The following is a 24,713-nucleotide window of genomic DNA, read 5'->3' on the forward strand; positions in this document are numbered from 1 at the left end:
CTAGCCGCCGCGACAGCCCTGTTCCGCGCCGCGTGCGACCAGGCGGTCGTAGGGATCGTACAGGCGGATCCAGGGTCGGAAGCCATGCTGCCCGGCTTGCAGGCGGTAGCGTTGGCCTGGGGTAAAGTCGTCGTACGCCAGGGTCAGCCGGCAATCGCGACGGTGGGGAGTGTCCCCGCCGATGTCGCGGGGATTGACGTCGAACTGGTAGCGCACCGCCAACTGGTGGGCGCCGGGCGCCAGCCGGAAGTGGTTCTTGCGCCACGGCGAGCCGTCCAGCTCCAGGGTGACCAGGCGATTATCGGCGGCGCTTTGCAGGTCGACCCAGGCGCGCTCGGCGTCGGGGCCCGACAGCAGGGAGCAGCCCGGTAGGACCAGCAGGCAGAGACTCAGCAGGGTGACGCGCATGATGGACTCCGGTCGACGGCGTAGGGGGCCAGGAAAACCTACAGCGGCCAGCGGGAAAGCGCGGCGATTCAGGGTTCTCGACCGCTGGTCCTGCCGTGCGGTTCCCTGGCTGCTGTGCCTCTGGCTGAGCGGTTGCGTCAATCTTGGCTACTACCACCAGATGGCAACGGGCCAGCTGCAACTCCTGCGCCAGCGTGAGCCGATCACTCAGGTGCTTTCCGACCAACGGCGCGACCCGCAGCTGCGCGCGCGTCTGGGCGTCGCCGTGCAGGCCCGGCATTTCGCCAGCCAGGTGTTGGGGCTGCCCGACAACCGCAGCTACCTGAGCTACGTCGAGCTGGACCGGTCCCATGTGCTCTGGAGTCTGATGGCCACGCCGGAATTTTCCGTGGAGGCCAGTCCGCAATGCTTCCCGCTGGCCGGCTGTGTGGCCTACCGGGGCTACTTCCGCCTCGAGCTGGCCGAAGCCGCCGCCGCGCGGCTACGCGCCCGCGGCCTGGATGTGTGGCTGGGCGGCGTGGACGCCTACTCGAGCCTGGGCTGGTTTGCCGATCCGCTGCTCAGCAGCATGCTGCGCCGCGACGACGAGCAACTGGCCGGGTTGATCTTCCACGAACTGGCGCACCAGCGCTTCTACCTGCCGGGCGACACGGCGTTCAACGAGTCCTACGCCAGCTTCGTGGAGCGTCAGGGCTTGCGCGAGTGGCGCGCGCGGCGTGGCCTGCCGGCGCCCGATGGCGCGGCGGAGCAACGGCACCGGGCGTTCGTTGTGCTGATTCTGGACACCCGCGAACGCCTGCGCGTGCTCTATGCCGCGCCGCGCTCGGTGGAGGCGCTGCGTCAGGCCAAGGCCGAGGCCTTGGCACAGTTGCGGGCCGACTACCGCCGGCTGCGCGAGGCCGACCAGGTGGCCAATTTCGACCGTTTCATGGCCGGGCCGCTGAACAACGCCAGCCTGCTGCCCTTCGCGCTGTACGACCAGTGGGTGCCGGCCTTCGCGCGGCTGTTCGCCGAGGTGGGCGAGGACTGGTCGGCCTTCCACGAGGCGGTGCGCCAGCTCGGCGGGGTGTCCGCCGAGCAGCGCCGCAGCCGGCTGGCTGCATTGCAGGGGGGCGGGGAACTCGACCGGCCGCCGACGGGAACGGAAAACCCGTAGCCGGGGCTTCAGCCGCGACGCTTCAGGCGTGGCGCCCCATCGCGGCAGAAGTCCGCCGATCTAGGCGGCCTGGCTGCCCAGAAAGGCGCTGCGCAGCGCGTCCAGGCTTTCGAAATGCCAGTCCGGCGCCTCGGCCAGCAGCTCCTCGCGGCTGCCGAAGCCGTAACCCACGGCGGCGCAGGCCAGGCCGTTGTGACGGGCGCCGATCAGGTCGTGCTTGCGGTCGCCGATCATCAGCGTGCGCGCCGGGTCCAGCGCTTCGCTCTCCACCAGGTAGCCGATCAGCTCGCGCTTGTCGGTGCGCGTGCCGTCCAGCTCGCTGCCGTAGATGCGCTCGAAATGCTGGTTGAAGCCGAAGTGCCGGGCGATCTCCGCCGCGAACACCGTGGGCTTGCTGGTGGCGATGAACAGGCGGCGGCCCTGCCCGCGCAGCTCTTCGAGCAGCGTGCCGATACCGTCGAACGGGCGGTTCTCGTACAGGCCGGTAACGCGGAAGCGCTCGCGGTAGTGATGCACCGCCTGCCAGGCCCGTTCCTCGTCCATCCCATAGCTGCTCATGAAGCACTGCAGCAGCGGCGGGCCAATGAAATGCTCCAGGGCGGCCAGGTCCGGCTCGTGGATGCCCAGTTGCGCCAGGGCGTGCTGCACCGAGCGGGTGATGCCCTCGCGGGGGTCGGTCAGGGTGCCGTCGAGGTCGAAGAGAATGGTGTCGTGGTGCATTAGCGGTCGTACCCTTCTGCCAGGTGCTGATCCTTCAGCTTCACGTAGTTGCCGGCGGTGTAGCTGAAATAAGCCTTTTCCGCGTCGCTCAGCGGACGGGCCTGCTTCACCGGGCTGCCCACATACAGATAGCCGCTTTCCAGCCGCTTGCCCGGCGGCACCAGGCTGCCGGCGCCAATCACCACCTCGTCCTCCACCACCACGCCGTCCATGACGATGGCGCCCATGCCCACCAGGATGCGGTTGCCCAGGGTGCAGCCGTGCAGGGTCACCTTGTGGCCGACGGTGACCTCGTCGCCGATGGTCAGCGGATAACCCTCCGGGTTGTACGGCCCGGCGTGGGTGATGTGCAGGACGGAACCGTCCTGGATGCTGGTGCGCGCGCCGATGCGGATGCGGTGCATGTCGCCGCGGATCACCGCCAGCGGCCACACCGAGCTGTCCGCGCCGAGTTCGATGTCGCCGATCAGCACCGCGCTGGCGTCGACGAAGGCCCGCTCGCCGAGGCGGGGCGTGTGGTTGCGGTAGGAACGAATGGCCACGATATGCTCTCCTGAGCTGCGAGAGTGGGCGATTGTAATTAAGATGCCGGGCAAGTGGACGTTGCCTACCCTGTCCCACATCACTTCCTCCACAGGTAAGAACGCAGTGACCAGCAATCCCCTCCTGCAGGATTTCGACCTGCCGCCCTTCTCCGCCATTCGACCCGAGCATGTCGAACCGGCGATCGACCAGATCCTTGCCGACAACCGCGCGGCGATCGAGCGCCTGCTCGACAGCCAGCGCCAGAACCCGAGCTGGAGCGGCCTGGTGCAGGCCCTCGACGAGCTGGGCGCGCGCCTCGGCCAGGCCTGGAGCCCGGTCAGCCACCTCAACGCGGTCTGCAACAGCCCGGAACTGCGCGACGCCTACCAGGCCTGCCTGCCGAAGCTCTCCGCGTACTACACCGAGCTGGGGCAGAACCGCGCCCTGTTCGAGGCCTACAGTGCGCTGGCACAAAGCCCGGCGGCCGCCGGTTTCGACGTGGCGCAGCAGACCATCCTCGAACACAGCCTGCGTGACTTCCGCTTGTCGGGCATCGACCTGCCGGCCGAGCAGCAGAAGCGCTATGGCGAGATCCAGCAGCGCCTGTCCGACCTGACCAGCCGCTTCTCCAACCAGTTGCTGGACGCCACCCAGGCCTGGACCAAGCTGCTCACCGACGAGAACGAACTGGCCGGCCTGCCGGAGTCGGCCCGCGCGCAGATGAAGCAGGCCGCCGAGGCCAAGGAACTCGACGGCTGGCTGATCACCCTGGAATTCCCCAGCTACTACGCGGTGATGACCTACGCCGACAACCGTGCCCTGCGTCAGGAGGTGTACACCGCCTACAGCACCCGCGCCTCCGACCAGGGACCCAACGCCGGCCAGCACGACAACGGCCCGCTGATGGTGGAAATCCTCGACCTGCGCCAGGAACTGGCCCACCTGCTGGGCTTCGCGCACTTCGCCGAGCTGTCGCTGGCCACCAAGATGGCCGACTCCACCGAGCAGGTGCTGAGTTTCCTGCGCGACCTGGCGGTGCGCAGCAAGCCGTTCGCCCGGCGCGATCTGGAAGAATTGCGCGCCTTCGCCGCCGAGCGCGGCGTGGCCGATCTGCAGAGCTGGGACACCGGCTACTTCGCCGAGAAGCTGCGCCAGGCCCGCTACGACCTGTCCAAGGAAACCGTGCGCGAGTGGTTCCCGATCGACAAGGTGCTGTCCGGCCTGTTCGCCATCGTGCAGAAGCTCTACGGCATCGAGATCAACGAGTTGCACGACTTCGAGCGCTGGCACCCGGACGTGCGCCTGTTCGAGATCCGCGAGCACGGCGAGCAGATCGGCCGCTTCTATTTCGACCTCTACGCCCGGGCCAACAAGCGCGGCGGCGCGTGGATGGATGGCGCGCGCGACAAGCGCCGTACCGCCGATGGCCGGCTGGTCTCGCCGGTCGCCTACCTGGTGTGCAACTTCACCCCGGCGACTACTGGCAAGCCGGCGCTGCTGACCCACGATGAAGTGACCACCCTGTTCCACGAGTTCGGCCATGGCCTGCACCACCTGCTGACCCGCGTCGAACATGCCGGTGCCTCTGGCATCAACGGCGTGGCCTGGGATGCCGTCGAGCTGCCCAGCCAGTTCATGGAGAACTGGTGCTGGGAGCCGGAAGGCCTGACGCTGATTTCCGCCCACTACCAGAGTGGCGAGCCGCTGCCCCGGGAGCTGCTGGACAAGATGCTGGCGGCGAAGAACTTCCAGTCCGGGCTGATGATGCTGCGCCAGCTGGAATTCTCGATCTTCGACTTCGAGCTGCATGCCAGCCATGGCGACGGCCGCAGCGTGCTGCAGGTGCTCGAGGCGGTGCGCGACGAGGTGGCGGTGATGCGGCCGCCGCAGTGGAACCGCTTCGCCAACGGCTTCGCCCACATCTTCGCCGGCGGCTACGCGGCCGGTTACTACAGCTACAAGTGGGCCGAGGTGCTGTCCGCCGACGCCTTCTCGCGCTTCGAGGAAGAAGGCGTGCTCAATCCGGAAACCGGTCGCGCGTTCCGCGACGCCATCCTGGCGCGCGGCGGCTCCCAGGCGCCGATGCAGTTGTTCGTGGATTTTCGTGGCCGCGAGCCGGCCATTGACGCGCTGCTGCGCCACAGTGGCCTGACGGAGAATGCAGCATGAGTGAAGTGAAGAAGCGTTTCATCGCCGGCGCCGTGTGCCCGGCCTGCGAAGCCCAGGACACCATCAAGATGTGGGACATCGACGGCGTGCCGCACCGCGAATGCGTGGCCTGCGATTACGCCGACACCCTCAACGAGCAGGGTATTTCGGTACCCAAGGAGCTCGGCACGCGGGTCAACCAGGCCAAGCCAGCGGCGGCCAAACCGCAGAGCGGCCAGGCCATGCAGTTTTTCCCCAACCCGAAGCTGAAGAAGTCGGAATAAGGCCCCGGGGCGTTCTATTCGCGAAAGAACTCCCCCGGCGTGCAGCCGAACTGCTGGCGAAAGGCGGCGATGAACGCCGAGGTGGAGTCGTAGCCGCAGGCCAGCGCCACGTCGGTGACCCGTTCGCCGCGCTCCAGCGGCGCCAGCGCGCCGAGCAGGCGCAGGCGCTGGCGCCAGGCCCGGAAGCTCAGGCCGGTCTCGCGCTGGAACAGCCGGCTCAGGGTCTTTTCCGACAGGCCCAGACGCTGGCTCCAGTCGCCGAGGGTGGTTTGTCGTTCCGGATGGGCCTGCAGGCTGCGGCACAGCGGGCGCAGGCGGCTGTCGTGGGGCAGCGGCAGCATCAGATCCACCTCGCGAGCGGCGGCCAACTGGTCGAGCAACACCTGCGCCAGCCGGCCGTCCGCACCGTCTTCGTCGTAGGCTTCCGGCAGCAGGCTGAAAGTGCGGATCAGCTCGCGCAGCAGCGGACTGACCTCCAGCACCCGGCAGCCGGGCGGCGCCCAGGTGGTGATGGAACCATCCAGGTACAGGCTGCGCATTTCCGTGTGCGGCGAGCGGTACACCCGGTGCGGCATGCCCGCCGGCACCCAAACCGCGCGCTGGGGCGGGGCAATGAAACGGCCGGCCGCCGTTTGCACCTCCAGCACGCCCTGGCTGGCGTAGGAGAGCTGCGCCCACGGGTGGCTGTGGCGGTAGGCGAGCGCCAGGTTGGCCAGCGATTCGACGCGCCCGTAGAGCGGGCGTGGCAGGCTGGAAAGCGCGGCCATGCTGGGATTCAGGGACTGTTCCTGTCCGTTTGGCGACATTGGTGGGCTCATTGGCGTTAGTCGGTCGTCGGCGAACAGGGTAGTGTCCGCCTCCACCTGCCGACAACCACGAGAACTCCAAATGGCACTGACCCGTTTCCTGCCCGATGCCTACACCCAGATCCTGATTGGCGTGGTGCTGCTGGCCACCGTCCTGCCGGCCAGCGGCCAGGGCGCAGTGGCCTTCGCCTGGATCACCAGCCTGGCCATCGGCCTGCTGTTCTTCATGCACGGCGCCAAGCTGTCGCGCGAGGCGATCATCGCGGGCGCCACCCACTGGCGCCTGCACCTGCTGATCTTCGCCTGCACCTTCGTGCTGTTCCCGCTGCTCGGCCTGGCGCTCAAGCCGCTGCTGTATCCGCTGCTGGGCAACGAACTGTACCTGGGCATGCTCTACCTCTGCGCGCTGCCGGCCACCGTGCAATCGGCCATCGCCTTCACCTCGCTGGCGCGCGGCAACATTCCGGCGGCCATCTGCAGCGCGGCGGCCTCCAGCCTGCTGGGCATCTTCCTCACCCCGCTGCTGGTCATGCTGCTGATGGGCGTGGAGGGCGAAAGCGGCTCGACCCTGGACGCCATCGGCGCGATCGTGCTGCAGTTGCTGGTGCCCTTCGTCGCCGGTCAGCTGGCCCGCCCGCTGATCGGTGGCTGGGTGGCGCGCAACAGCAACTGGCTGCGCCGGGTGGATCAGGGCTCGATCCTGTTGGTGGTCTACACCGCCTTCAGCGCGGCGGTGATCGGCGGGCTCTGGGAACAGATCCCGCTGGCCCGTCTGCTGGTGTTGACGCTGGTCTGCACGCTGTTCCTGGCCTTGGTGCTGGTGCTGGTCGAGTTCATCGGCCGGCGCGTGGGGCTGAACCAGGAGGACCGCATCACCCTGCTGTTCGGCGGCTCGAAGAAGAGCATGGCGACCGGTATCCCCATGGCCCAGGTGCTGTTCGCCGGGGGGGCCGTCGGCACGCTGATCCTGCCGCTGATGATCTTCCACCAGATCCAGCTGATGGTCTGCGCGGTGCTGGCCCAGCGTTATGCGCGGCGGCCGGAGGGTGACGAGGTGGGGCTCGGCGCCGAGACGTGAGGCGGTAGAAACGTCCGCCGAACGGCTTTTGCCAAAGCGAAAACTCCGGATACTGTATATAAAAACAGTATCCGGAGCTTCCATGACCGTATCTCCACCGCCACGCGGCCGTGGCACCACCGACAATCCTGACAATCGCTATGCGCCGACCCGTTGCGAAGCCTTCGATGACGGCTGGTATCAGGAGGTGCCGCCGAGCCGGGCCACCGAAGTGCGTCAGGAGCTGGCAAAAAGTGTCATCACCCGCAACCGCTCGCCGGATGTCGGCTTCGATCGCTCCCTCAACCCCTATCGCGGCTGCGAGCACGGCTGCATCTACTGTTTCGCCCGTCCCAGCCATGCCTACTGGGACCTGTCGCCGGGGCTGGATTTCGAGACCCGGCTGATCGCCAAGACCAACCTGGCCGAGCGCCTGGAGGAACAGCTGAGCAGGCCCGGCTACCTGCCGGCGCCGATCGCCCTGGGGGTGAACACCGACGCCTATCAGCCCATCGAGCGCGAGCAGCGGCTGACCCGCCAGGCGCTGGAAATCCTGCTGCGTTATCGCCACCCCGTGCACCTGATTACCAAGAGCGCGCTGATCCTGCGCGACCTTGATCTGCTGGAGCAGTTGGCCGCGCAGAACCTGGTCAGCGTGGCCATCAGCCTGACCACGCTGGACAACGAGCTCAAGCGCATCATGGAGCCGCGCGCGGCCTCGCCCGCCGCGCGGTTGCGCTGCCTGCGCGAGCTGCATGCCGTCGGGGTGCCGGTGTCGGTGCTGTGCGCGCCGATGATTCCGATGGTCAACGATGCCGAACTGGAACAGCTGCTGAAGGCCGCCCGCGACGCCGGCGCCCAAAGCGCCGGCTATGTGCTGCTGCGCCTGCCACTGGAGATTGCCGAGCTGTTCGAGGACTGGCTGCGGGCGCATTTCCCGCAGCGCGCCGAGCATGTGATGAGCCTGGTGCGCCAGTGCCGGGGCGGAGCGAATTACGACAGCCGCTTTGGCCTTCGCATGCGTGGCGAAGGGCCGTTCGCGGACCTGCTGGCGCGGCGTTTCCAGGTTGCCTGCAAACGCCTGGGCCTGAACCGGCGGGAACTGCGCGGGCTGGATTGCCAGCGCTTCGCGCCGCCGGGCGCGCAACTGGCGCTCTGGTGATCAGAGACTGCCCAGGCGCAATTCCATGCCCAGCTGGCGGCTCAGGCACGGCCACTGCTGCCAGGCCTGGCGGGTTTCTTCATCTTCCAGGCAGGCGCGGCAGGTCTGGCGCTCCTCGCTGGTCATGCGCGCCGGATCGAGCAGGCCGTCCACCGTCTCGAAGATCGCCTGGTCCAGCGAGTTGGCGTAGGGCTCGCCGATCAGCTGATGGGCGATCAGGTTGGCGGTGGTGTTGTCGAGGGGGATCAAGGGTCGGCCGAGCTGCACCAGGTAGCGGTCGTTGACCTCCTCGATCAGCCGCTGCGCCAGATAGGCGTCGTCCAGCAGCGCTGCCAGCCCCGCCTCGGCATGCCGGGGTGCCTGGAAAAACTCCTCGGCGACCCGCAGCAGCGGGTCGATGTGGGCCTGCAGCCCGGTTTCACCGGCCACCCGGGCGGCGGCCTCCAGCAGGTCGGGCACCTGCTCGATGTAAGCGCTGACGAACTGCAGCAGGCTCTGCGAGCCGTTTTCCAGCGGCAGGCGAATGGAGGGATGCAGCTGCGGCAGGCGATTGCCGAGCAGGCGAGCCAGACGCCCGCTGCGCTGCTCCTCCAGTTGAGCCTGGTGGATGATCGCGCGCATGGAAGACAGGTTCATGGCGGCTCCTGGAATACGCTTCATGCAAAACCTTAGTTGGCGCATCGAGACTGCGGTTGACCTTCACCCTCGTTATCGACAATTCGGGCGTATAGTTCAGGGGCCGACGACAGCCTGTGACTCTGCAGGGTCGGCGGCTCGTCTTGCAGTGCAAAATCCGTTCTAGAACCGAGGTTTGAAGAAATGCCGTACAAGCACAAGGCCATCCCGATCCAGGTTCGTACCGGCAGCGAGAGTGCCGAAGAGGCCCTGAACAGCATCGTCAGTGGCTTCCGGCGTTTCCGACAGGAAGTGTTTCCGCAACAGGAGGAACTCTTCAAGGCGCTGGCCACGGCGCAGAATCCGCGGGCGATGTTCATCACCTGCGCCGACTCGCGCATCGTGCCGGAACTTATCACCCAGAGTTCCCCCGGCGACCTGTTCGTTTCACGCAATGTCGGTAACGTGGTGCCGCCCTACGGGCAGATGATGGGCGGCGTTTCCACCGCCATCGAATATGCCGTTCTGGCCCTGGGTGTGCAGCACATCATCGTTTGCGGCCATTCCGACTGCGGCGCCATGAAGGCGGTACTCGATCCGCAGAGCCTGGAGCGCATGCCGACCGTAAAGGCCTGGCTGCGTCATTCCGAAGTGGCGCTGCGTGTGGTCGAGGAGAACTGCGGCTGCGGTCATCATGACACGCTGCAGGTGCTCACCGAGGAAAACGTCGTCGCCCAGCTCGACCACCTGCGCACCCACCCCTCGGTGGCGGCGCGCCTGGCCAGCGGCCAGCTGTTCATCCATGGCTGGGTATACGACATCGAGAGCAGCGCCATCCTGGCGTACGACGCCGAGCGGGGCAGCTTCCTGCCGCTCGACGGCGACGTGGTGCCGATGGCCACGCCGCGCGCGCGCTTCTCCCGCGGCTGATCCTGCCGGCGGCCCTTCCTGGCCGCCACGACCGCCGGTCGCCGGCGGTCGGCTCCCCTGGCGCCTTCCGCGCTCTGTCTATACTCCGAGGCGAACGACGTACTCCCGACCGGCCTGAGGCCAGCGCGGCGAAGTCAGCAGTCTCGTCCCGGCCCTCCGGTCCTGTCGGCAGATAACAAGAACGATAGGGGAGCGCAATGATGCGACATCCACGACTCTGGATGGGTCTGCTGGTTGGGGTGCTTCACTCGTCGGCCCAGGGGGCCTGGGACGTCAACATGCATCGGGGCGCCACCGAGGTCAGCCGCTCGGTGTTCGACCTGCACATGACCATCTTCTGGATCTGCGTGATCATCGGTGTGCTGGTGTTCAGCGTGATGATCTGGTCGATGATCATCCACCGTCGCTCAACCGGCCAGCAGCCGGCGCATTTTCACGAAAACACCCGCGTCGAGGTGCTGTGGACGGTCATTCCGCTGCTGATCCTCATCGGCATGGCGGTGCCGGCTACCCGCACGCTGATCGACATCTACGACACGTCCGAGTCCGATGTGGACATCCAGGTCACCGGCTACCAGTGGAAGTGGCACTACAAGTACCTGGGCGAAGACGTCGAGTTCTTCAGCAACCTCACCACCTCCCGCGAGCAGATGAACAACCTGGCGCCCAAGGGCGAGCACTATCTGCTGGAGGTGGACAACCCGTTGGTGGTGCCGGTCGGCGCCAAGGTGCGCTTCCTGATCACCGCGGCCGATGTCATTCACTCCTGGTGGGTGCCGGCGCTGGCGGTGAAGAAGGACGCCATCCCGGGCTTCATCAACGAATCCTGGACACGCATCGAGGAGCCCGGCATCTACCGCGGCCAGTGCACCGAACTCTGTGGCAAGGACCACGGTTTCATGCCGGTGGTGGTGGAAGCCAAGAGCCGGGAGGACTACGCCGCCTGGTTGGCCGAACGCAAGGCCGAGGCGGCGCAGCTCAAGGAACTGACCAGCAAGGAGTGGACCCGCGAGGAGCTGGTCGAACGCGGCCAGCAGGTCTATCAGACCTACTGCTCGGCCTGCCACCAGGCCAATGGCGAGGGTCTGCCGCCCATGTTCCCGGCGCTCAAGGGCTCACCGCTCACCACCGGTCCGCTGGACGGGCACCTGAACATCGTCTTCAACGGCAAGCCGGGCACCGCCATGGCCGCCTTCGGCCGCCAGCTGTCGGAGGTGGACATCGCCGCCGTGGTGACCTACGAGCGCAACGCGCTCGGCAACAGCGTCGGCGACATGCTGACCCCGCAGGACGTGCTGGCCTTCAAACAGGCCCAGGAATGAGGACATGACGGACATGAGCGATGCAGTGATCGACCACGGTCATGCCGTGCATGACCACCACGGCCCCGCCAAGGGCCTGATGCGCTGGGTACTGACCACCAACCACAAGGACATCGGCACGCTCTACCTGTGGTTCAGCTTCTGCGCTTTCCTGCTGGGCGGCAGCATGGCCATGGTGATCCGCGCCGAGCTGTTCCAGCCGGGCCTGCAGATCGTGCAGCCAGAGTTCTTCAACCAGATGACCACCATGCACGGCCTGATCATGGTGTTCGGCGCGGTGATGCCGGCCTTCGTCGGCCTGGCCAACTGGATGATCCCGCTGATGATCGGTGCGCCGGACATGGCCCTGCCGCGCATGAACAACTTCAGCTTCTGGCTGCTGCCGGCGGCCTTCGGCCTGCTGGTCAGCACCCTGTTCATGGAGGGCGGCGGGCCGAACTTCGGCTGGACCTTCTATGCGCCGCTGTCCACCACCTATGCACCGGAATCGGTGACCTTCTTCATCTTCGCCATCCACCTGATGGGGATCAGCTCGATCATGGGCGCTATCAACGTGATCGCCACGGTGCTCAACCTGCGTGCGCCGGGCATGACACTGATGAAGATGCCGCTGTTCGTCTGGACCTGGCTGATCACCGCGTTCCTGCTGATCGCCGTGATGCCGGTGCTGGCCGGGGTGGTTACCATGATGCTGATGGACATCCACTTCGGCACCAGCTTCTTCAGCGCCGCGGGCGGTGGCGATCCCGTGCTGTTCCAGCACGTATTCTGGTTCTTCGGGCACCCCGAGGTGTACATCATGATCCTGCCGGCCTTCGGCGCGATCAGCGCGATCATCCCGGCCTTCAGCCGCAAGCCGCTGTTCGGCTACACCTCGATGGTCTACGCCACCGGCGCCATCGCCTTCCTGTCGTTCCTGGTCTGGTCCCACCACATGTTCACCGTGGGCATTCCGCTCACCGGCGAGCTGTTCTTCATGTACGCCACCATGCTGATCGCCGTGCCCACCGGGGTGAAGGTGTTCAACTGGGTGAGCACCATGTGGCAGGGTTCGCTGACCTTCGAGGCGCCGATGCTGTTCGCCGTGGCCTTCGTCATCCTGTTCACCATCGGCGGCTTCTCCGGCCTGATGCTGGCCATCGCCCCGGCTGACTTCCAGTACCACGACACCTACTTCGTGGTTGCCCACTTTCACTATGTGCTGGTGCCGGGCGCCATCTTCGGCATCTTCGCCTCGGCATACTACTGGCTGCCCAAGTGGACCGGGCACATGTACGACGAGACCCTGGCCAGGCTGCACTTCTGGCTGTCCTTCGTGGGCATGAACCTGGCCTTCTTCCCCATGCACTTCCTCGGCCTGGCTGGCATGCCACGCCGTATCCCCGACTACAACCTGATGTTCGCCAACTTCAACCTGGTGTCGAGCATTGGCGCCTTCCTGTTCGGCGCTACCCAGCTGCTGTTCCTGTTCATCGTCATCAAGTGCATTCGTGGTGGCCGTCCAGCCCCCGCCAAGCCCTGGGACGGTGCGGAGGGGCTGGAATGGAGTGTGCCGTCACCGGCGCCCTACCACACCTTTCAGGTGCCGCCGGAGGTGAAATGACCAGTACCACGCGCCTGGTGACTCGCCTGCTGCTGCTGGTGGCGGTGATGTTCGGCTTCGGCTTTGCCCTGGTGCCCCTGTACGACGTGATGTGCCAGGCCTTCGGCATCAACGGCAAGACCGCCGGACAGTACCAGGGCACGCAGCAGGTCGATGACAGCCGCACGGTGCGGGTGCAGTTCCTGGCCACCAATGCCGAGGGCATGGCCTGGACGTTCGAGCCGCTGCAGGCGGAGGTGCGGGTGCATCCCGGGGCCAGCCACGAGGTGCGTTTCGTGGCGCGCAATCCCACCGACCGACCGATGACCGCCCAGGCCGTGCCCAGTGTGGCGCCGGCGCGGGCCGCCGCCTGGTTCCACAAGACCGAATGTTTCTGTTTCACCCAGCAGGTGCTGCAGCCGGGCGAGCAGATCGAAATGCCGGTGCGCTTCATCGTCGACCGCGACCTGCCGCGCGATGTCCATCACCTGACCCTCGGCTACACGCTGTTCGACATCACGGGCCGCCAGCCCCAGGACGGATAGGAGACTTCGATGGCCACAAAACCGCACGAGCCGTACTACGTCCCCGCCCAGAGCCAGTGGCCGATCATCGCCTGCATCGGCCTGCTGGTGACTGTCACCGGGCTGGGCCACTGGTTCAACGACCTGTCCGCCGAACGCGACAGCGCCAGCGGGCCGCTGATCTTCTTCATCGGCGTGCTGCTGCTGATCTGGATGTTCTTCGGCTGGTTCGGTTCGGTGGTTCGCGAGAACCGCGCCGGGCTGTACAGCGCGCAGATGGACCGCTCGTTCCGCTGGGGCATGAGCTGGTTCATCTTCTCGGAGGTGATGTTCTTCGCCGCCTTCTTTGGCGCGCTGTTCTACATCCGCTACTGGGTCGGCCCCTGGCTCGGTGGCGAAGGCGACAAGGGCATCAGCAACATGCTCTGGCCTGGCTTCGAGTACAGCTGGCCGTTGCTGCAGAACCCCGATCCCAAGGTGTTCCCGGGCCCCAGCGAGGTGATCGGCCCGTGGGGGCTGCCGCTGATCAACACCCTCCTGCTGGTCACCTCCAGTTTCACCCTGACCTTCGCCCATCACGCCCTGCGCCGTGGCCAGCGCGGGCCGCTCAAGCTGTGGCTGGGGCTGACCCTGTTGCTGGGCTTTGCCTTCCTGGTACTGCAGGCCGAGGAATACATCCACGCCTATACCGAGCTGGGCCTGACGCTGGGCTCGGGCATCTACGGCGCCACCTTCTTCATGCTCACCGGCTTTCACGGCGCCCACGTGACCATTGGCGCCATCATGCTCAGCGTGATGTTCTTCCGCGTGCTGCGCGGCCATTTCACCCCGGACGACCATTTCGGCTTCGAGGCGGCGGCCTGGTACTGGCACTTCGTGGACGTGGTGTGGATCTGCCTGTTCGTGTTCGTTTACGTGCTTTGAAGCTGGCCGCTGTAGAAACCCCAGGCGATCAGCGCCAGGGCCAGTGCGGACAACAGGACCCGGGCATAGAGGGCATAGACCATGCGGTTCGAACGGCCCGTGTCCTTGAGCATGAAATACAGGGCGGAAAAGAGGCTCGTCAGGATGGCCAGCAAGAGCAGGAGAATCGCTGCCTTGAGCACGCGCAACTCCATGGGGAGGTGAAGTGGGGAAGCAGTATAGACAGCCCGGGCCCCGCTTTCGGCCCGGCTGGTTGCCGAGCCTGGTGGTGCTGATGCTGCTTCCGGTGCTGTGCAGCCTGGGCTACTGGCAACTGTCGCGGGCCGAGGAGAAACGCCAGATCCTGGCGGCCGAGGCGCAGCGGCGCGTGGCGTCGCCGGTCCCGGTGCAAACGCTATTGTCCGAGCCCGAGCCGGCGTTCGTGCGAGTCCGTTTGCGTGGCCGCTTCGATGCCGCCCACAGCCTGCTGCTCGACAACCGCGTGCAGCAGGGCCAGGTGGGTGTGGAGCTGGTGCAGCCGTTCATGGACCACCCCAGCGGGCGCTGGGTACTGGTGAATCGCGGCTGGCTGCCCTGGCCGGACCGGCGGCTGCCTCCGCAATTCGAGACGCCCGCCGGCGAGCTGCAGCTCACCGCCTGGACCTATGTACCGCCGGGCCGCAGTCTGCTGGCGGTGGGCAACGCCACGGGCTGGCCGCGACTGGTCAACCGCCTGGACCCGCCGGCGATCTGGCAGGAACTGCGTCGCCCCGGCGTGCTGCTGGAACTGCGACTCGAGCCGGGACCGGCGGCGCTGATCCCCAACTGGCCCAGCGTGTCCATGGCGCCCCAGAAACATCAGGGCTACGCGGTGCAATGGTTCGGCCTGGCCGCAGCGTTGCTGGCGCTGTTCATCCACCTCGGGATTCATCGGGCACGGGAGGCTCGTCATGCATCAATCGCTGCACCTTGAACAGCAGGCTCGGCCAGTGGGGCGTGGCCGCCTGCAGCTGTTGCTCATACTGCTGGTGGTGATTGGCCCCATGGTGCTGGCCACCGCCATGTACCAGTGGCGTTTCTGGGTGCCGGAAGCCCGCACCTTTCACGGCCAACTGCACGGCGGCGGCCAGACCCTGGCCGATCTGGGCGTCGCCGGGGCCGAGCGTGCGGGCTGGCAGTTGCTGGTGACCGACGCCGGCGAATGTCCGGTCGCGTGCCGCGAACTGGTTTATCTGGCGCGGCAGATCCATATCGGCCTTGGTCGCGAGGCGGGACGCGCCAGCCATGCCCTGGCGCTGGGTGGCAGCCTGGATGCTGCGTATGCCGACCAACTGGCGCGTGAATATCCACAGCTCCGGCAGCTGGTGCTGGATGCGACACGCTATGGCCGGTTCAGCCCCGGCGCCCGGCTGTGGATCGTCGATCCGCTCGGCAATCTGGTGCTGAGTTATCCACAGGGCGTTGCCGGCAAGGCGGTGCTCGACGACCTGCGCCATCTGCTCAAGCTGTCGCGCCTGGGCTAGCGCTTCAAGGAGGAAGCCATGAGTCGACCCGGATTCGCCCTGGCCATCTTCGCTACCCTGCTGGCGGCGGTGGTGGTCATGCTCGGCGCCTACACGCGCCTGACCCATGCGGGACTCGGCTGCCCGGATTGGCCTGGCTGCTATGGCTTCCTCAGCGTGCCGATGAGCGAGCGGGCCCAGGAGGTGGCGGCCTTGCGTTTCCCCGACGCACCGCTGGAGATCGACAAGGGCTGGAACGAGATGGTCCACCGTTACGTGGCCGGCCTGTTGGGCCTGGTAATCCTGATCCTGGCGCTGCGTGCCATCCAGTGGCGCTCGCGCTCGGGGCAGCCGCTGCGCTTGCCGATCCTGCTGCTGGGCCTGGTGATCCTGCAGGCGGCCTTCGGCATGTGGACGGTGACCCTCAAGCTCTGGCCCCAGGTGGTGGTGGCGCACCTGCTCGGGGGTTTCGCAACGCTGGCGCTGCTGTTCCTGCTCAGTCTGCGGCTGTCCGGTCGGCTGCCCGCCCTGCCGGCCGCGCCCGTTTCGCTGCGCCTGCTGGCCTGGCTGACGCTGCTGCTGGTGGTCGGTCAGATCACCCTGGGTGGCTGGGTCAGCGCTAACTACGCAGCCATGGCCTGTGTCGACCTACCGACCTGCCAGGGCCAATGGTGGCCGGCGATGGACTTCCACAACGGCTTCCGCGTCGCCCAGGAAAAGGGGCCGAACTACCTCGGCGGCCAGTTGGATGGTGCCGCACGTACCGCCATTCATATGACCCATCGGCTGGGTGCCCTGCTGGTGGCGCTGGTCGGGCTGCTGCTGGCCTGGCGCCTGTGGGTAGCCGGCCTGGGCGGGCTGGCCCTTTTGTTGCTGCTGGCGCTGGGCGCCCAGTTGGCGCTGGGTGTCGCCAATGTGCTGCTGCACCTGCCGCTGCACCTGGCGCTGGCCCATAACGCGGGCGGCGCGCTGCTGTTGCTGGCGGTCGTGCTGGTCCATTTCCGCCTGCGCCGCCCGGCCGGCGTGCTGCTGGTGCGGCCGCTGCCGAAACGATTCGAACCCGCCCGGGAAGGAGCCTTGCCATGACCAGCCTGCAGCGCGTTGAACCGCACCCCCCGGCCAGCTGGCGCGATTACCTGGAGCTGACCAAGCCCCGGGTGGTGCTGCTGATGCTGATCACCTCGCTGGTGGGTATGTTCCTGGCCACCCGCGCCGGGGTGCCCTGGACCGTGCTGCTGTTCGGCAACCTGGGCATCGCCCTGTGCGCCGGCGCGGCCGCCACGGTGAACCATGTGGTGGACCGACACATCGATGGGCTGATGGCGCGTACCCGGCGGCGCCCGGTGACCAGCGGCCGCGTCTCGCCCGTGGCGGCCCTGGTGTTCGCGTTGCTGCTGGCATTGGCCGGGCAACTGCTGCTGCTGGCCTTCACCAACCCCCTCACCGCCTGGCTGACCCTGGCCTCGTTGATTGGCTATGCGGCGATCTACACCGGGTTTCTCAAGCGCGCCACCCCGCAGAACATCGTCATCGGCGGACTGGCCGGCGCGGCGCCGCCGCTGTTGGGTTGGGTAGCGGTCAGCGGCCACCTGGGCGCCGAGCCGCTGCTGCTGATGCTGATCATCTTCGCCTGGACCCCGCCGCACTTCTGGGCGCTGGCCATCCACCGCAAGGCCGAGTACGCCCGGGCCGACATTCCCATGCTGCCGGTGACCCATGGCGAGCAGTACACCAAGGTGCATATCCTGCTCTATACGCTGATCCTCCTGGCGGTCAGCCTGTTGCCCTTCGTCATCCGCATGAGCGGACTGCCCTACCTGATCTGCGCCCTGCTGCTGGGTGGGCGGTTCCTCTACTGGGCCTGGGTGCTGTACCGTGACAGCCGGCCTCAGGCGGCGATCGGCACCTTCAAGTACTCTATCGCCTACCTTTTCCTGCTGTTCATCGCTCTGCTGGTGGACCATTACCTGCCGTTGATCCCATGACCCGAACGCATACAACCGTAATCGCCCTCGTCGCCGTGGTTGCCCTGGTGATGGGGCTGACCGTCTACAAGGCCCTCAATCGCCCGAACCAGCTGGACCCCGCGCGGCTGCTGGACGCCGGCATCGTGCAGCTGCCGCAGAGCCGGGAGCTGCCGGCGCTGACCCTCACCAACCAGGATGGCCAGTCGCAGGCGGTGGACGCCCTGACCGGCCGCTGGACGCTGCTGTTCTTCGGCTACACCTTCTGCCCGGACATCTGTCCGACCACGCTGGCCGAACTGCGTCAGCTGCAAGGCCTGCTGAGCGAGGAAGACCGCCAGCGCCTGCAGGTGGTGATGGTCACGGTCGATCCGGCCCGCGACACGCCCGAGCAGCTCAAGCAGTACCTGGGGTTCTTCGATGCCGGCTTCCGCGGGCTGACCGGCGAGCTGGACCAAATCCAGGCGCTGTCCGGGCGGGTGGGCATTCCCTTTATCCCCGGCAACGAAAGCCTGCCCAACTACACCGTCGACCACAGCGGCAACCTGGCCCTGCTCGGCCCGGATGGTCGCCAGCAGGGCTTCATCCGCGCCCCGCTGAAGGTGCAGAAACTGGCCGAGGCCCTGCCCGCGCTGCTGGCCAGCCAGCCCTGAGCTGAACAGTTCGGCCCGTCCCGGGTCACACATCCAGAACCCGCCGCCCGGCATCGCACGGGCATTGTTCTGGAGGGACCCGGATGCCGTGGCTCAAATTGCTGCACTTCGCCGCCCTGCTGTGCTGGTGCGGCAGCCTGCTCTACCTGCCGGCGCTGATTGCCAGCAGCGCTCAGGGTGCGCATTCCCGGCTGCATCCTGAAACCGATTACCCGGTGCGTGTGGTCTTCACCCTGTTCGCGACACCCGCCGCGTTACTGGCCATCGGCTCCGGAACCCTGTTGTTCCTGCTCGCCGGGCAGTGGGCCGGCTGGCTGATACTGAAACTCGCGGCGGTGTCGGGCATGGCGCTGTGTCACGCCCTGTGTGGTGTGCTGGTGCTGCGCCTGGAGCGCCAGCCGGAGCGCGCGCTGTCCCTGGAATGCTCTGCCCTGGGAGCGCTGGCGGCGGCGCTGGTCGGTATCACCCTCTGGCTGGTGCTGGCCAAGCCGCAGTGGGGGCCGGCATGAGCCTATTCCTGTGCCACCACGGCCACCGCGTGCTCGTAAACCAGGCGGCCGCCGAGAAAGGCCGCCAGGCCGATCAGCCCGGCCGTCAGCAACGACAGGACGAGACCCCAGAGCACAACCGTGTCGGCCGCCTCGCTGCCGACGCGCAGCACCCAGTTCAGCGAGGCGAGCGACAGCATCATCACCGCCAGCAGGGCGTGGCACCAGGCAGTGATCTTGCGGCGGATCAGCGGCACGCTGAGCAGGTCCACCACTCCGGCGGTGCTGGCGATCCAGCCGCCGAACGTGCCGACGCCGGACAGCCACAGACCGGCGCGCCACCAGAAGGGGTCCAGCGTCCAGAGGAACGCCAGGTCGGTGGCCACCAGCCCGAGCAGGGCGGCCACCGGGAAGTGGATCATCATCGGGTGCAACGGGTGGCCGGCGATGGCGGCGTTGCTGGGGATCACCTCGGGGGTTTCGCGGGGCATGGGAAGTCATCCGTGTCGCCTGTCCTTGAGTGGACAGCGCTGGCGCTGGCAGTTCCCCTGCTGGCCGGCTGCCAGGGTCCGCAGTCAGCGCTCGACCCGGCCAGCGCCACGGCCCGCGAGCTGGCGCGCCTCTGGTGGGTGATGAGCAGCGTGGCCGGGCTGGTGCTGCTGCTGGTCAGTGTGCTCTGGCTGTACGCGCTGTTCCGGGCGCCGCGCCAGTATCCGCAGCCGCAGGCACGGCGGATTCAGCGCCGCCTGCTGATCGGCGGCGGGTTGCTGTTGCCCACGCTGAGCGTCAGCGCGCTGCTGTTCTACGGCGTCAACGCCGCCCGCGGGATGCTGCCGCTGGGCGAGGCACCGCTTCGCCTGGAAATCACCGGCCATCAATGGTGGTGGGAAGTGCGCTATCCGCAGGGCGACGTGGTGACCGCCAACCAACTCATCCTGCCGGTCGGCGTGCCCGTGGATATCGAGGTGAGCAGTGCCGACGTGATCCACGCGTTCTGGGTGCCGCGCCTGGGCGGCAAACTGGACATGACGCCGGGGCGCCGGCATCGGGTGCGCCTGCAGGCCGATCGCGAGGGGGTGTTTCGCGGCCAGTGCGCCGAGTTCTGCGGCACCCAGCATGCGCACATGATCCTGCACGTCGAGGCCCTGCCTCCCGAGCGCTTCGACGTGTGGCTACAGGCGCGGACACAGCGCGAGGCCATTGCACCGGCGCCGGGTGCCGCCGGCGAGCTGTTCGCCAGCCGTTGCGCGCTCTGTCATCGGGTCGCCGGCGTGTCTGACGGACGGCGCGGGCCCGATCTGACCGACCTGGCCTCGCGCCCCACCCTCGGCGCCGGCGTGATCGCCAACGATGCCGCCGGCCTGCGCCGCTGGCTGCGCGAGCACCAGCGCCTGAAACCGGGCAACGGCATGCCGAACCATGATGACGTGGACGATACGACGCTGGACGCCCTGGCGGCCTGGCTGGAGGGACTTGCGCCATGAAACGTCGCTCGTCGCATCCGGATCCGGCCCGTCTGCACGCGCAGTTCGAACGGGTGTGGGGCAGCCCGTCGGGCTGGCGGGCGCTGACCGTCGTCAACCACACCGCCATCGGCCGCCGCTTCCTGATCACCGGCGCGGTGTTCTTCCTGATTGGCGGCCTGCTGGCGATGCTGATCCGCGCCCAGCTGGCCGTGCCCGGTTACGTGCTGCTGGAGCCGGACCTGTACAACCAGGTGTTCACCATGCACGGCACGGTGATGATGTTCCTGTTCGCCGTGCCGATGATGGAGGGTCTGGCGGTCTACCTGATCCCCAAGATGCTCGGCGCCCGCGACCTGGCCTTCCCGCGCCTGTCGGCGCTGGGCTACTGGTGCTACCTGTTCGGCGGCATCATCCTCACCGCCAGCCTGGTGCTGGAGATCGCCCCCAAGGCCGGCTGGTTCATGTACACGCCACTGTCCAGCGCCGCGCATACGCCGGGCATGAACTCGGATTTCTGGCTGCTGGGCGTCACCTTCGTGGAAATTTCCGCGGTCAGCGCCGGCGTCGAGCTGGTGGTGTCGATCCTGCGGGTACGGGCGCGCGGCATGGCCCTGCACCAGATGCCGATCTACGCCTGGTACATCCTGGTCATGGCCGGGATGATCGTGGTCGGCTTCCCGCCGCTGATCCTCGGCAGCATCCTGCTGGAGCTGGAGCGCGCCGCCGGGCTGCCGTTCTTCGATCCCGGCCGCGGCGGCGATCCGCTGCTCTGGCAGCACCTGTTCTGGCTGTTCGGCCATCCCGAGGTGTACATCATTTTCCTCCCGGGGGCGGGCATCGTCTCCACGTTGCTGCCGGTGTTCTGCGGTCGGCCGCTGGTCGGCTACCGCTGGGTGGTGCTCAGCGTGCTGGCCACCGGCTTCATCAGCTTCGGCCTGTGGGTGCACCACATGTTCACCGTGGGCATTCCGCAGCTGGCGCTGGCCTTCTTCTCCGCCGCCAGCATGCTGGTGGCGATTCCCACCGGGGTGCAGGTGTTCGCCTGGCTGACCACCCTGTGGCTGGGCACGCCGCGCTACCAGGTGCCGATGCTCTGGCTGGTGGGCTTCCTGATCGTGTTCGTGGCCGGCGGGCTGACCGGGGTGATGCTGGCGCTGGTGCCCTTCGACTGGCAGGTGCACGACACCCATTTCGTGGTGGCACACATGCACTACGTGCTGGTCGGCGGCATGTTCTTCCCGCTGATGGCCGGGCTCTACTACTGGCTGCCGCACTTCTCCGGCCGGCTGCCATCGGAACGCCTCGGCCGCTGGGGCTTCTGGCTGGTGTTCATCGGCTTCAACCTGACCTTCCTGGTGATGCACTGGACCGGCCTGCTGGGCATGCCCCGGCGCGTCTACACCTACGACACCGGCCTGGGCTGGGACTGGCCGAACCTGGTGTCTTCCATCGGCAGCTTCGTGATGGCCGCCGGGGTGGCCACCTGCCTGCTCGACCTGCTGCTGCATGTGCGCTTCGGCAGGCCGGCGGGCGTGAATCCCTGGCAGGCCGATACGCTGGAATGGGCCACGGACTATCCGCCGGCCTCCTACAACTTCCTCAGCCTGCCCGACGTGAACAACCGCCATCCGCTGTGGCGCGAGCCCGACCTGCCGCAGGGCATCGCCCGCGGCGAGCATGCCCTGGTGGAAATCGACCATGGCCGTCGCGACACCTGGGGCGTGGAGGCGCTGAGCGGACGGGTGCGCGACATCACCCAGCTGCCCGGCAACACCTGGATACCGCTGATTGCCGCGCTGCTGTTGGCCGGCCTGTGTCTGAGCCTGCTGCTCAAGCAGTACGGCCTGGCGCTGGGACTGAGCGGTGTGATCCTGCTGGTGCTGCTGCACTGGTCCTGGCGCAATGGCCCGTTGCTGAGCCCCGGGGCGAATCTGACCGTGCAGGCGAACCAGCCGCCGCTGCACTGGCAAACCCATGACGGCCCTGGGCTGTGGGGCATGGCGGTCACCCTGGTGGCCGATGGCGCCCTGTACCTGTCGCTGCTGTTCGGCTGGTTCTACCTGGGCATCGTCACGCCCGTTGCCGGGCCGACCACGGTGAAAGTCGGCGCGGGCTGGCTGCTGGGCAGCGCCCTGCTGCTCACGGTCGGCACCTTGTATCTGGGCGGACTGTTGCGTCGGTTGCGGCAGGGCAGCGAGGCGCGCCTCGGCATCCATCTTCTGCTGCTTACCTTGCTGGGGCTGCTGCAAGTGACGCTGCTGCTCGGCGCGCTGCAGGCCGCCGAACTGCAGCCGCGGGCCCGCGCACTGGATGCGGTGGTGCTGGTGATGCTGCTCTACAGCCTGATCCATTGCGCCCTGGCGACCATCCTCACCGCCCTGCAGGCCTGGCGCGCGCGGCTGGGTTACGTCAGCGCGCGCCAGTCGTACGAGCCCCGGGTGGTGGCGCAGCTGTGGCTCTACAACCTGGGCGTGCTGTGGATCAGCTACCTCGCCATCGTGCTCTTCCCGCTGGGCTGGGGGAACGGGTCATGAGTCGCCTGCGCGAGCATCCGCTGCACAGCATCCTCGGGCTGGTGATCTGGAGCCTGTGGTTCGTGGCGCTGTATGCCGGCCAGGGGCTGGGCTGCGCCCTCGCGCCGCCAGCGCCGGCAGACGGGGCGGCCACCTGGCTGAACGCCGTGCTAGGGGTGTTTACCGGGCTGACCGTGCTGCTGCTGCTGGGACTGGCGCTGTTCAGCTGGCGCTCCGCCGCCGCCGGCTCGCCGCAGCGTTTCGTGCTGCGCCTGGCCGCCGGCGTGCATCTGGTAGGGGCTGCGGCCACGGTCTTCATCGGCCTGACTTTGCTGGGCCTGCCGCCGTGCGCCTGATGCTCGGGCTGCTGGTGTGGCTGCCGCTGCCGGTGGCGGCGCACGGGCTGTTCGACCATGGACTGGTTGAGCGCCTGCCCCTGTGGCTGACCGGCCTGCTGATGCTGGCGGCCTGGGCGCTCTATCTGCTGGGCTGCCGCCGGGTACCGCCCAGGCGGGCAGACGCGGCCTGCTTCCACCTGGCGCTGCTGCTCGCCGTCGTGGCCATCTTCGGGCCGCTGGATGACTGGGCGGAAACCAGCGCCGCCTGGCACATGACCCAGCACATGCTGTTCATCCTGGTGATCGGCCCGTTGGCGGCGGCGGCCCGGCCGCTGCCGCAATGGCGCAGCGTGCTCGGTCGCGCGGGACAGTCGCTGTGGAACCCGCTGCTGCGCAGCGCCCGGCATCCGGGGGCCCTGGCGTTGCTGCACGGCGCGGTGATCTGGGTCTGGCACGTGCCCCGGCTGTATCAGCTGGCGCTGGACAACCTCTGGTGGCACGCCATCGAGCATGCCTGTTTCCTGCTCAGCGCCTGGCTGTTCTGGTGGGCGGTGCTGCGCGCCCCGCCTCGCCAGGCACCCCAGGCGCTGCTGGCGGTGCTGCTGACCCTGATGCACACCGGCCTGCTCGGCGCCCTGCTGACCTTCGCACCGGTGTCTTTCTATGGCGATGCGCGCAGCCTGGCCGACCAGCAACTGGCCGGCCTGCTGATGTGGGTGCCAGGCGGGGTGCTCTACCTGCTCGGCGCTGGCTGGGTGGCCTGGCGCTGGCTGGGGCGCGCTCCCCAAACACAACAAAGCCCGCACGGGGCGGGCTTTGTCAGGGCTGCGGGCGACGTTAGAACGCCGGCACCACGGCGCCCTGGTACTTCTCGGCAATGAACTGCTTCACCGCGTCGCTATGCAGGGCCTTGGCCAGTTTCTGCATGGCCGGGCTGTCCTTGTTGTCCTCGCGGCTGACCAGGATATTCACGTAGGGCGACTCACTGCCCTCGATGACCAGCGCATCCTCGGCCGGGTTGAGGCCGGCTTCCAGGGCGTAGTTGGTGTTGATCAGCGCCAGGTCCACCTGGTTCAGCACGCGCGGCAGGGTGGCGGCTTCCAGTTCGCGCACGCGGATGCGCTTGGGATTGTCGGCGATGTCGCGCGGGGTGGCGGTGATGCCGGCTTCCGGCTTCAGCGTGATGATGCCCGCCTTGGCCAGCAGCAGCAGGGCGCGGCCGCCGTTGGTGGCGTCGTTGGGGATCACCACGTTGGCGCCGCTGGGCAGGTCTTCGATGTCGTTGATCTTGTGCGAGTAGGCGCCGAACGGCTCGACGTGCACGCCGGCCACGCTGACCAGCCGGGTGCCACGGCTCTTGTTGAACTCGTCCAGGTACGGCTGGTGCTGGAAGAAGTTGGCGTCCAGGCGCTTCTCGGCCACCTGCACGTTGGGCTGCACGTAATCGGTGAACACCTTGATGTTCAGGGTCACACCTTCCTTGGCCAGCTGTGGCTTCACGAATTCCAGCAGCTCGGCATGCGGCACGGCGGTGGCCGCCACGGTCAGGGTCTCCGCCGCCTGGGCGGAAAAGGCCGCGACGGCGGCGAAGACGGCAAGCAGTTTCTTCATGGTGTAACTCCTTTACGGATAACGGACGCGGCTCCG

General features: G+C 67.4%; 28 protein-coding genes. 20 read left to right on the forward strand and 8 right to left on the reverse strand.

The window, feature by feature from the left end; all coding sequences use genetic code 11:
- Positions 1-408 (reverse strand): PA0061/PA0062 family lipoprotein, encoded by a 408-nt coding sequence (locus SF06_RS14740; RefSeq protein WP_027588675.1) that lies wholly within the window; start codon positions 406-408, stop codon positions 1-3.
- A gap of 1 nt (position 409) precedes the next feature.
- On the opposite strand from SF06_RS14740, the gene SF06_RS14745 reads away from it, so the two are divergent.
- A complete protein-coding gene (locus tag SF06_RS14745) occupies positions 410-1,564 on the forward strand; it encodes an aminopeptidase (protein WP_052199843.1) in 1,155 nt (384 codons plus the stop codon).
- Between the two features lie 60 nt (positions 1,565-1,624).
- Here SF06_RS14745 and SF06_RS14750 read toward each other — a convergent pair whose 3' ends face one another.
- Positions 1,625-2,284 carry an HAD family hydrolase gene (locus SF06_RS14750; RefSeq protein ID WP_027588676.1) on the reverse strand — a complete coding sequence of 220 codons (660 nt, stop codon included), beginning with the start codon at positions 2,282-2,284 and terminating at the stop codon, positions 1,625-1,627.
- Entirely contained in the window at positions 2,284-2,826 is a 543-nt protein-coding gene (locus SF06_RS14755) for a gamma carbonic anhydrase family protein (RefSeq protein ID WP_027588677.1), read from the reverse strand. The genes SF06_RS14750 and SF06_RS14755 overlap by 1 nt, the downstream gene beginning before the upstream one ends.
- Positions 2,827-2,932: 106 nt before the next feature.
- Between SF06_RS14755 and prlC the strand changes: the two genes are divergently transcribed.
- Entirely contained in the window at positions 2,933-4,978 is a 2,046-nt protein-coding gene (prlC, locus tag SF06_RS14760) for an oligopeptidase A (RefSeq protein WP_039562325.1), read from the forward strand.
- Positions 4,975-5,241, forward strand: a complete 267-nt coding sequence (locus SF06_RS14765; protein ID WP_027588679.1) for a YheV family putative zinc ribbon protein — start codon at positions 4,975-4,977, stop codon at positions 5,239-5,241. Before prlC ends, SF06_RS14765 begins: the two co-directional genes overlap by 4 nt.
- 14 nt (positions 5,242-5,255) lie before the next feature.
- On the opposite strand, the gene SF06_RS14770 is transcribed toward SF06_RS14765, so the two are convergent.
- Entirely contained in the window at positions 5,256-6,047 is a 792-nt protein-coding gene (locus tag SF06_RS14770; RefSeq protein WP_027588680.1) for an AraC family transcriptional regulator, read from the reverse strand.
- A gap of 82 nt (positions 6,048-6,129) precedes the next feature.
- Here SF06_RS14770 and SF06_RS14775 point away from each other — a divergent pair, with 82 nt between their 5' ends.
- Both SF06_RS14775 and SF06_RS14780 read left to right on the forward strand, forming a co-directional pair.
- Positions 6,130-7,125 (forward strand): bile acid:sodium symporter family protein, encoded by a 996-nt coding sequence (locus SF06_RS14775; protein WP_039562329.1) that lies wholly within the window; start codon positions 6,130-6,132, stop codon positions 7,123-7,125.
- An 82-nt stretch (positions 7,126-7,207) separates the two neighbouring features.
- On the forward strand, positions 7,208-8,266 hold the full coding sequence (locus SF06_RS14780; RefSeq protein WP_039562331.1) for a PA0069 family radical SAM protein: 1,059 nt from the start codon (positions 7,208-7,210) through the stop codon (positions 8,264-8,266).
- Here the strand turns inward: SF06_RS14780 and SF06_RS14785 are convergent, their stop codons facing one another.
- Positions 8,267-8,902, reverse strand: a complete 636-nt coding sequence (locus SF06_RS14785; RefSeq protein WP_027588683.1) for a hypothetical protein — start codon at positions 8,900-8,902, stop codon at positions 8,267-8,269. It lies immediately after the preceding gene.
- 183 nt (positions 8,903-9,085) lie between these two features.
- Here SF06_RS14785 and SF06_RS14790 point away from each other — a divergent pair, with 183 nt between their 5' ends.
- The 5 genes from SF06_RS14790 to SF06_RS14810 all read left to right on the forward strand — a co-directional run bounded on the left by SF06_RS14790 (position 9,086) and on the right by SF06_RS14810 (position 14,163).
- On the forward strand, positions 9,086-9,811 hold the full coding sequence (locus SF06_RS14790) for a carbonic anhydrase (protein ID WP_039562333.1): 726 nt from the start codon (positions 9,086-9,088) through the stop codon (positions 9,809-9,811).
- A gap of 197 nt (positions 9,812-10,008) precedes the next feature.
- Positions 10,009-11,133: a cytochrome c oxidase subunit II gene (gene coxB / locus SF06_RS14795; protein WP_027588685.1), complete on the forward strand. Its 1,125-nt coding sequence runs from the start codon at positions 10,009-10,011 to the stop codon at positions 11,131-11,133.
- Between the two features lie 13 nt (positions 11,134-11,146).
- Positions 11,147-12,736, forward strand: a complete 1,590-nt coding sequence (ctaD, locus tag SF06_RS14800) for a cytochrome c oxidase subunit I (RefSeq protein WP_027588686.1) — start codon at positions 11,147-11,149, stop codon at positions 12,734-12,736.
- A complete protein-coding gene (locus SF06_RS14805) occupies positions 12,733-13,260 on the forward strand; it encodes a cytochrome c oxidase assembly protein (protein WP_039562335.1) in 528 nt (175 codons plus the stop codon). Before ctaD (SF06_RS14800) ends, SF06_RS14805 begins: the two co-directional genes overlap by 4 nt.
- Positions 13,261-13,269: 9 nt before the next feature.
- On the forward strand, positions 13,270-14,163 hold the full coding sequence (locus SF06_RS14810; RefSeq protein WP_039562336.1) for a cytochrome c oxidase subunit 3: 894 nt from the start codon (positions 13,270-13,272) through the stop codon (positions 14,161-14,163).
- Here SF06_RS14810 and SF06_RS14815 read toward each other — a convergent pair.
- Positions 14,151-14,345, reverse strand: coding sequence for a twin transmembrane helix small protein (locus SF06_RS14815; protein WP_039562338.1), 195 nt, complete (start codon positions 14,343-14,345; stop codon positions 14,151-14,153). The genes SF06_RS14810 and SF06_RS14815 overlap by 13 nt on opposite strands.
- Positions 14,346-14,437: 92 nt before the next feature.
- Between SF06_RS14815 and SF06_RS14820 the strand changes: the two genes are divergently transcribed.
- The 6 genes from SF06_RS14820 to SF06_RS14845 all read left to right on the forward strand — a co-directional run bounded on the left by SF06_RS14820 (position 14,438) and on the right by SF06_RS14845 (position 18,770).
- Positions 14,438-15,115, forward strand: a complete 678-nt coding sequence (locus tag SF06_RS14820) for an SURF1 family protein (protein ID WP_052199838.1) — start codon at positions 14,438-14,440, stop codon at positions 15,113-15,115.
- A complete protein-coding gene (locus SF06_RS14825) occupies positions 15,093-15,665 on the forward strand; it encodes a PA_0111/PP_0108 family redox-active disulfide protein (RefSeq protein WP_027588691.1) in 573 nt (190 codons plus the stop codon). The genes SF06_RS14820 and SF06_RS14825 overlap by 23 nt, the downstream gene beginning before the upstream one ends.
- 18 nt (positions 15,666-15,683) lie before the next feature.
- Positions 15,684-16,730: a COX15/CtaA family protein gene (locus tag SF06_RS14830; protein WP_027588692.1), complete on the forward strand. Its 1,047-nt coding sequence runs from the start codon at positions 15,684-15,686 to the stop codon at positions 16,728-16,730.
- A complete protein-coding gene (cyoE, locus tag SF06_RS14835) occupies positions 16,727-17,629 on the forward strand; it encodes a heme o synthase (RefSeq protein ID WP_039562341.1) in 903 nt (300 codons plus the stop codon). The genes SF06_RS14830 and cyoE overlap by 4 nt, the downstream gene beginning before the upstream one ends.
- Positions 17,626-18,261 carry an SCO family protein gene (locus SF06_RS14840; RefSeq protein ID WP_027588694.1) on the forward strand — a complete coding sequence of 212 codons (636 nt, stop codon included), beginning with the start codon at positions 17,626-17,628 and terminating at the stop codon, positions 18,259-18,261. The genes cyoE and SF06_RS14840 overlap by 4 nt, the downstream gene beginning before the upstream one ends.
- A gap of 83 nt (positions 18,262-18,344) precedes the next feature.
- Positions 18,345-18,770, forward strand: a complete 426-nt coding sequence (locus SF06_RS14845; RefSeq protein WP_039562343.1) for a CopD family protein — start codon at positions 18,345-18,347, stop codon at positions 18,768-18,770.
- A 2-nt stretch (positions 18,771-18,772) separates the two neighbouring features.
- On the opposite strand, the gene SF06_RS18375 is transcribed toward SF06_RS14845, so the two are convergent.
- A complete protein-coding gene (locus SF06_RS18375) occupies positions 18,773-19,240 on the reverse strand; it encodes a DUF2231 domain-containing protein (protein ID WP_039562346.1) in 468 nt (155 codons plus the stop codon).
- A 57-nt stretch (positions 19,241-19,297) separates the two neighbouring features.
- On the opposite strand from SF06_RS18375, the gene coxB (SF06_RS18380) reads away from it, so the two are divergent.
- From coxB (SF06_RS18380) to SF06_RS14870, 4 genes are read left to right on the forward strand one after another with little or no spacing between them, the layout of a single operon-like run.
- Positions 19,298-20,233, forward strand: coding sequence for a cytochrome c oxidase subunit II (gene coxB / locus SF06_RS18380; protein ID WP_076380843.1), 936 nt, complete (start codon positions 19,298-19,300; stop codon positions 20,231-20,233).
- Positions 20,230-22,749 (forward strand): cytochrome c oxidase subunit I, encoded by a 2,520-nt coding sequence (gene ctaD, locus SF06_RS14860; protein ID WP_039562349.1) that lies wholly within the window; start codon positions 20,230-20,232, stop codon positions 22,747-22,749. The genes coxB (SF06_RS18380) and ctaD (SF06_RS14860) overlap by 4 nt, the downstream gene beginning before the upstream one ends.
- Entirely contained in the window at positions 22,746-23,084 is a 339-nt protein-coding gene (locus tag SF06_RS14865) for a hypothetical protein (protein ID WP_027588699.1), read from the forward strand. The genes ctaD (SF06_RS14860) and SF06_RS14865 overlap by 4 nt, the downstream gene beginning before the upstream one ends.
- On the forward strand, positions 23,084-23,947 hold the full coding sequence (locus tag SF06_RS14870) for a cytochrome c oxidase assembly protein (RefSeq protein WP_081993450.1): 864 nt from the start codon (positions 23,084-23,086) through the stop codon (positions 23,945-23,947). The genes SF06_RS14865 and SF06_RS14870 overlap by 1 nt, the downstream gene beginning before the upstream one ends.
- Here SF06_RS14870 and SF06_RS14875 read toward each other — a convergent pair.
- Positions 23,904-24,677, reverse strand: coding sequence for a MetQ/NlpA family ABC transporter substrate-binding protein (locus SF06_RS14875; protein WP_027588700.1), 774 nt, complete (start codon positions 24,675-24,677; stop codon positions 23,904-23,906). The two genes, SF06_RS14870 and SF06_RS14875, sit on opposite strands and share 44 nt — an antisense overlap.
- Positions 24,678-24,713 lie beyond the last annotated feature (36 nt).

Origin of the sequence: Pseudomonas flexibilis, from assembly GCF_000802425.1 — a bacterium.
GTDB lineage: Bacteria > Pseudomonadota > Gammaproteobacteria > Pseudomonadales > Pseudomonadaceae > Serpens > Serpens flexibilis.

Coding starts and splice junctions, on each gene's coding strand:
- SF06_RS14740 (WP_027588675.1), bottom strand. CDS start 408: ATGCGCGTCACCCTGCTGAGTCTCTGCCTGCTGGTCCTACCGGGCTGC.
- SF06_RS14745 (WP_052199843.1), top strand. CDS start 410: ATGGACTCCGGTCGACGGCGTAGGGGGCCAGGAAAACCTACAGCGGCC.
- SF06_RS14750 (WP_027588676.1), bottom strand. CDS start 2,284: ATGCACCACGACACCATTCTCTTCGACCTCGACGGCACCCTGACCGAC.
- SF06_RS14765 (WP_027588679.1), top strand. CDS start 4,975: ATGAGTGAAGTGAAGAAGCGTTTCATCGCCGGCGCCGTGTGCCCGGCC.
- SF06_RS14770 (WP_027588680.1), bottom strand. CDS start 6,047: ATGTCGCCAAACGGACAGGAACAGTCCCTGAATCCCAGCATGGCCGCG.
- SF06_RS14775 (WP_039562329.1), top strand. CDS start 6,130: ATGGCACTGACCCGTTTCCTGCCCGATGCCTACACCCAGATCCTGATT.
- SF06_RS14780 (WP_039562331.1), top strand. CDS start 7,208: ATGACCGTATCTCCACCGCCACGCGGCCGTGGCACCACCGACAATCCT.
- SF06_RS14785 (WP_027588683.1), bottom strand. CDS start 8,902: ATGAACCTGTCTTCCATGCGCGCGATCATCCACCAGGCTCAACTGGAG.
- SF06_RS14790 (WP_039562333.1), top strand. CDS start 9,086: ATGCCGTACAAGCACAAGGCCATCCCGATCCAGGTTCGTACCGGCAGC.
- coxB (WP_027588685.1), top strand. CDS start 10,009: ATGATGCGACATCCACGACTCTGGATGGGTCTGCTGGTTGGGGTGCTT.
- ctaD (WP_027588686.1), top strand. CDS start 11,147: ATGAGCGATGCAGTGATCGACCACGGTCATGCCGTGCATGACCACCAC.
- SF06_RS14805 (WP_039562335.1), top strand. CDS start 12,733: ATGACCAGTACCACGCGCCTGGTGACTCGCCTGCTGCTGCTGGTGGCG.
- SF06_RS14810 (WP_039562336.1), top strand. CDS start 13,270: ATGGCCACAAAACCGCACGAGCCGTACTACGTCCCCGCCCAGAGCCAG.
- SF06_RS14820 (WP_052199838.1), top strand. CDS start 14,438: ATGCTGCTTCCGGTGCTGTGCAGCCTGGGCTACTGGCAACTGTCGCGG.
- SF06_RS14825 (WP_027588691.1), top strand. CDS start 15,093: ATGCATCAATCGCTGCACCTTGAACAGCAGGCTCGGCCAGTGGGGCGT.
- SF06_RS14830 (WP_027588692.1), top strand. CDS start 15,684: ATGAGTCGACCCGGATTCGCCCTGGCCATCTTCGCTACCCTGCTGGCG.
- cyoE (WP_039562341.1), top strand. CDS start 16,727: ATGACCAGCCTGCAGCGCGTTGAACCGCACCCCCCGGCCAGCTGGCGC.
- SF06_RS14840 (WP_027588694.1), top strand. CDS start 17,626: ATGACCCGAACGCATACAACCGTAATCGCCCTCGTCGCCGTGGTTGCC.
- SF06_RS14845 (WP_039562343.1), top strand. CDS start 18,345: ATGCCGTGGCTCAAATTGCTGCACTTCGCCGCCCTGCTGTGCTGGTGC.
- SF06_RS18375 (WP_039562346.1), bottom strand. CDS start 19,240: ATGCCCCGCGAAACCCCCGAGGTGATCCCCAGCAACGCCGCCATCGCC.
- ctaD (WP_039562349.1), top strand. CDS start 20,230: ATGAAACGTCGCTCGTCGCATCCGGATCCGGCCCGTCTGCACGCGCAG.
- SF06_RS14865 (WP_027588699.1), top strand. CDS start 22,746: ATGAGTCGCCTGCGCGAGCATCCGCTGCACAGCATCCTCGGGCTGGTG.
- SF06_RS14870 (WP_081993450.1), top strand. CDS start 23,084: ATGCTCGGGCTGCTGGTGTGGCTGCCGCTGCCGGTGGCGGCGCACGGG.
- SF06_RS14875 (WP_027588700.1), bottom strand. CDS start 24,677: ATGAAGAAACTGCTTGCCGTCTTCGCCGCCGTCGCGGCCTTTTCCGCC.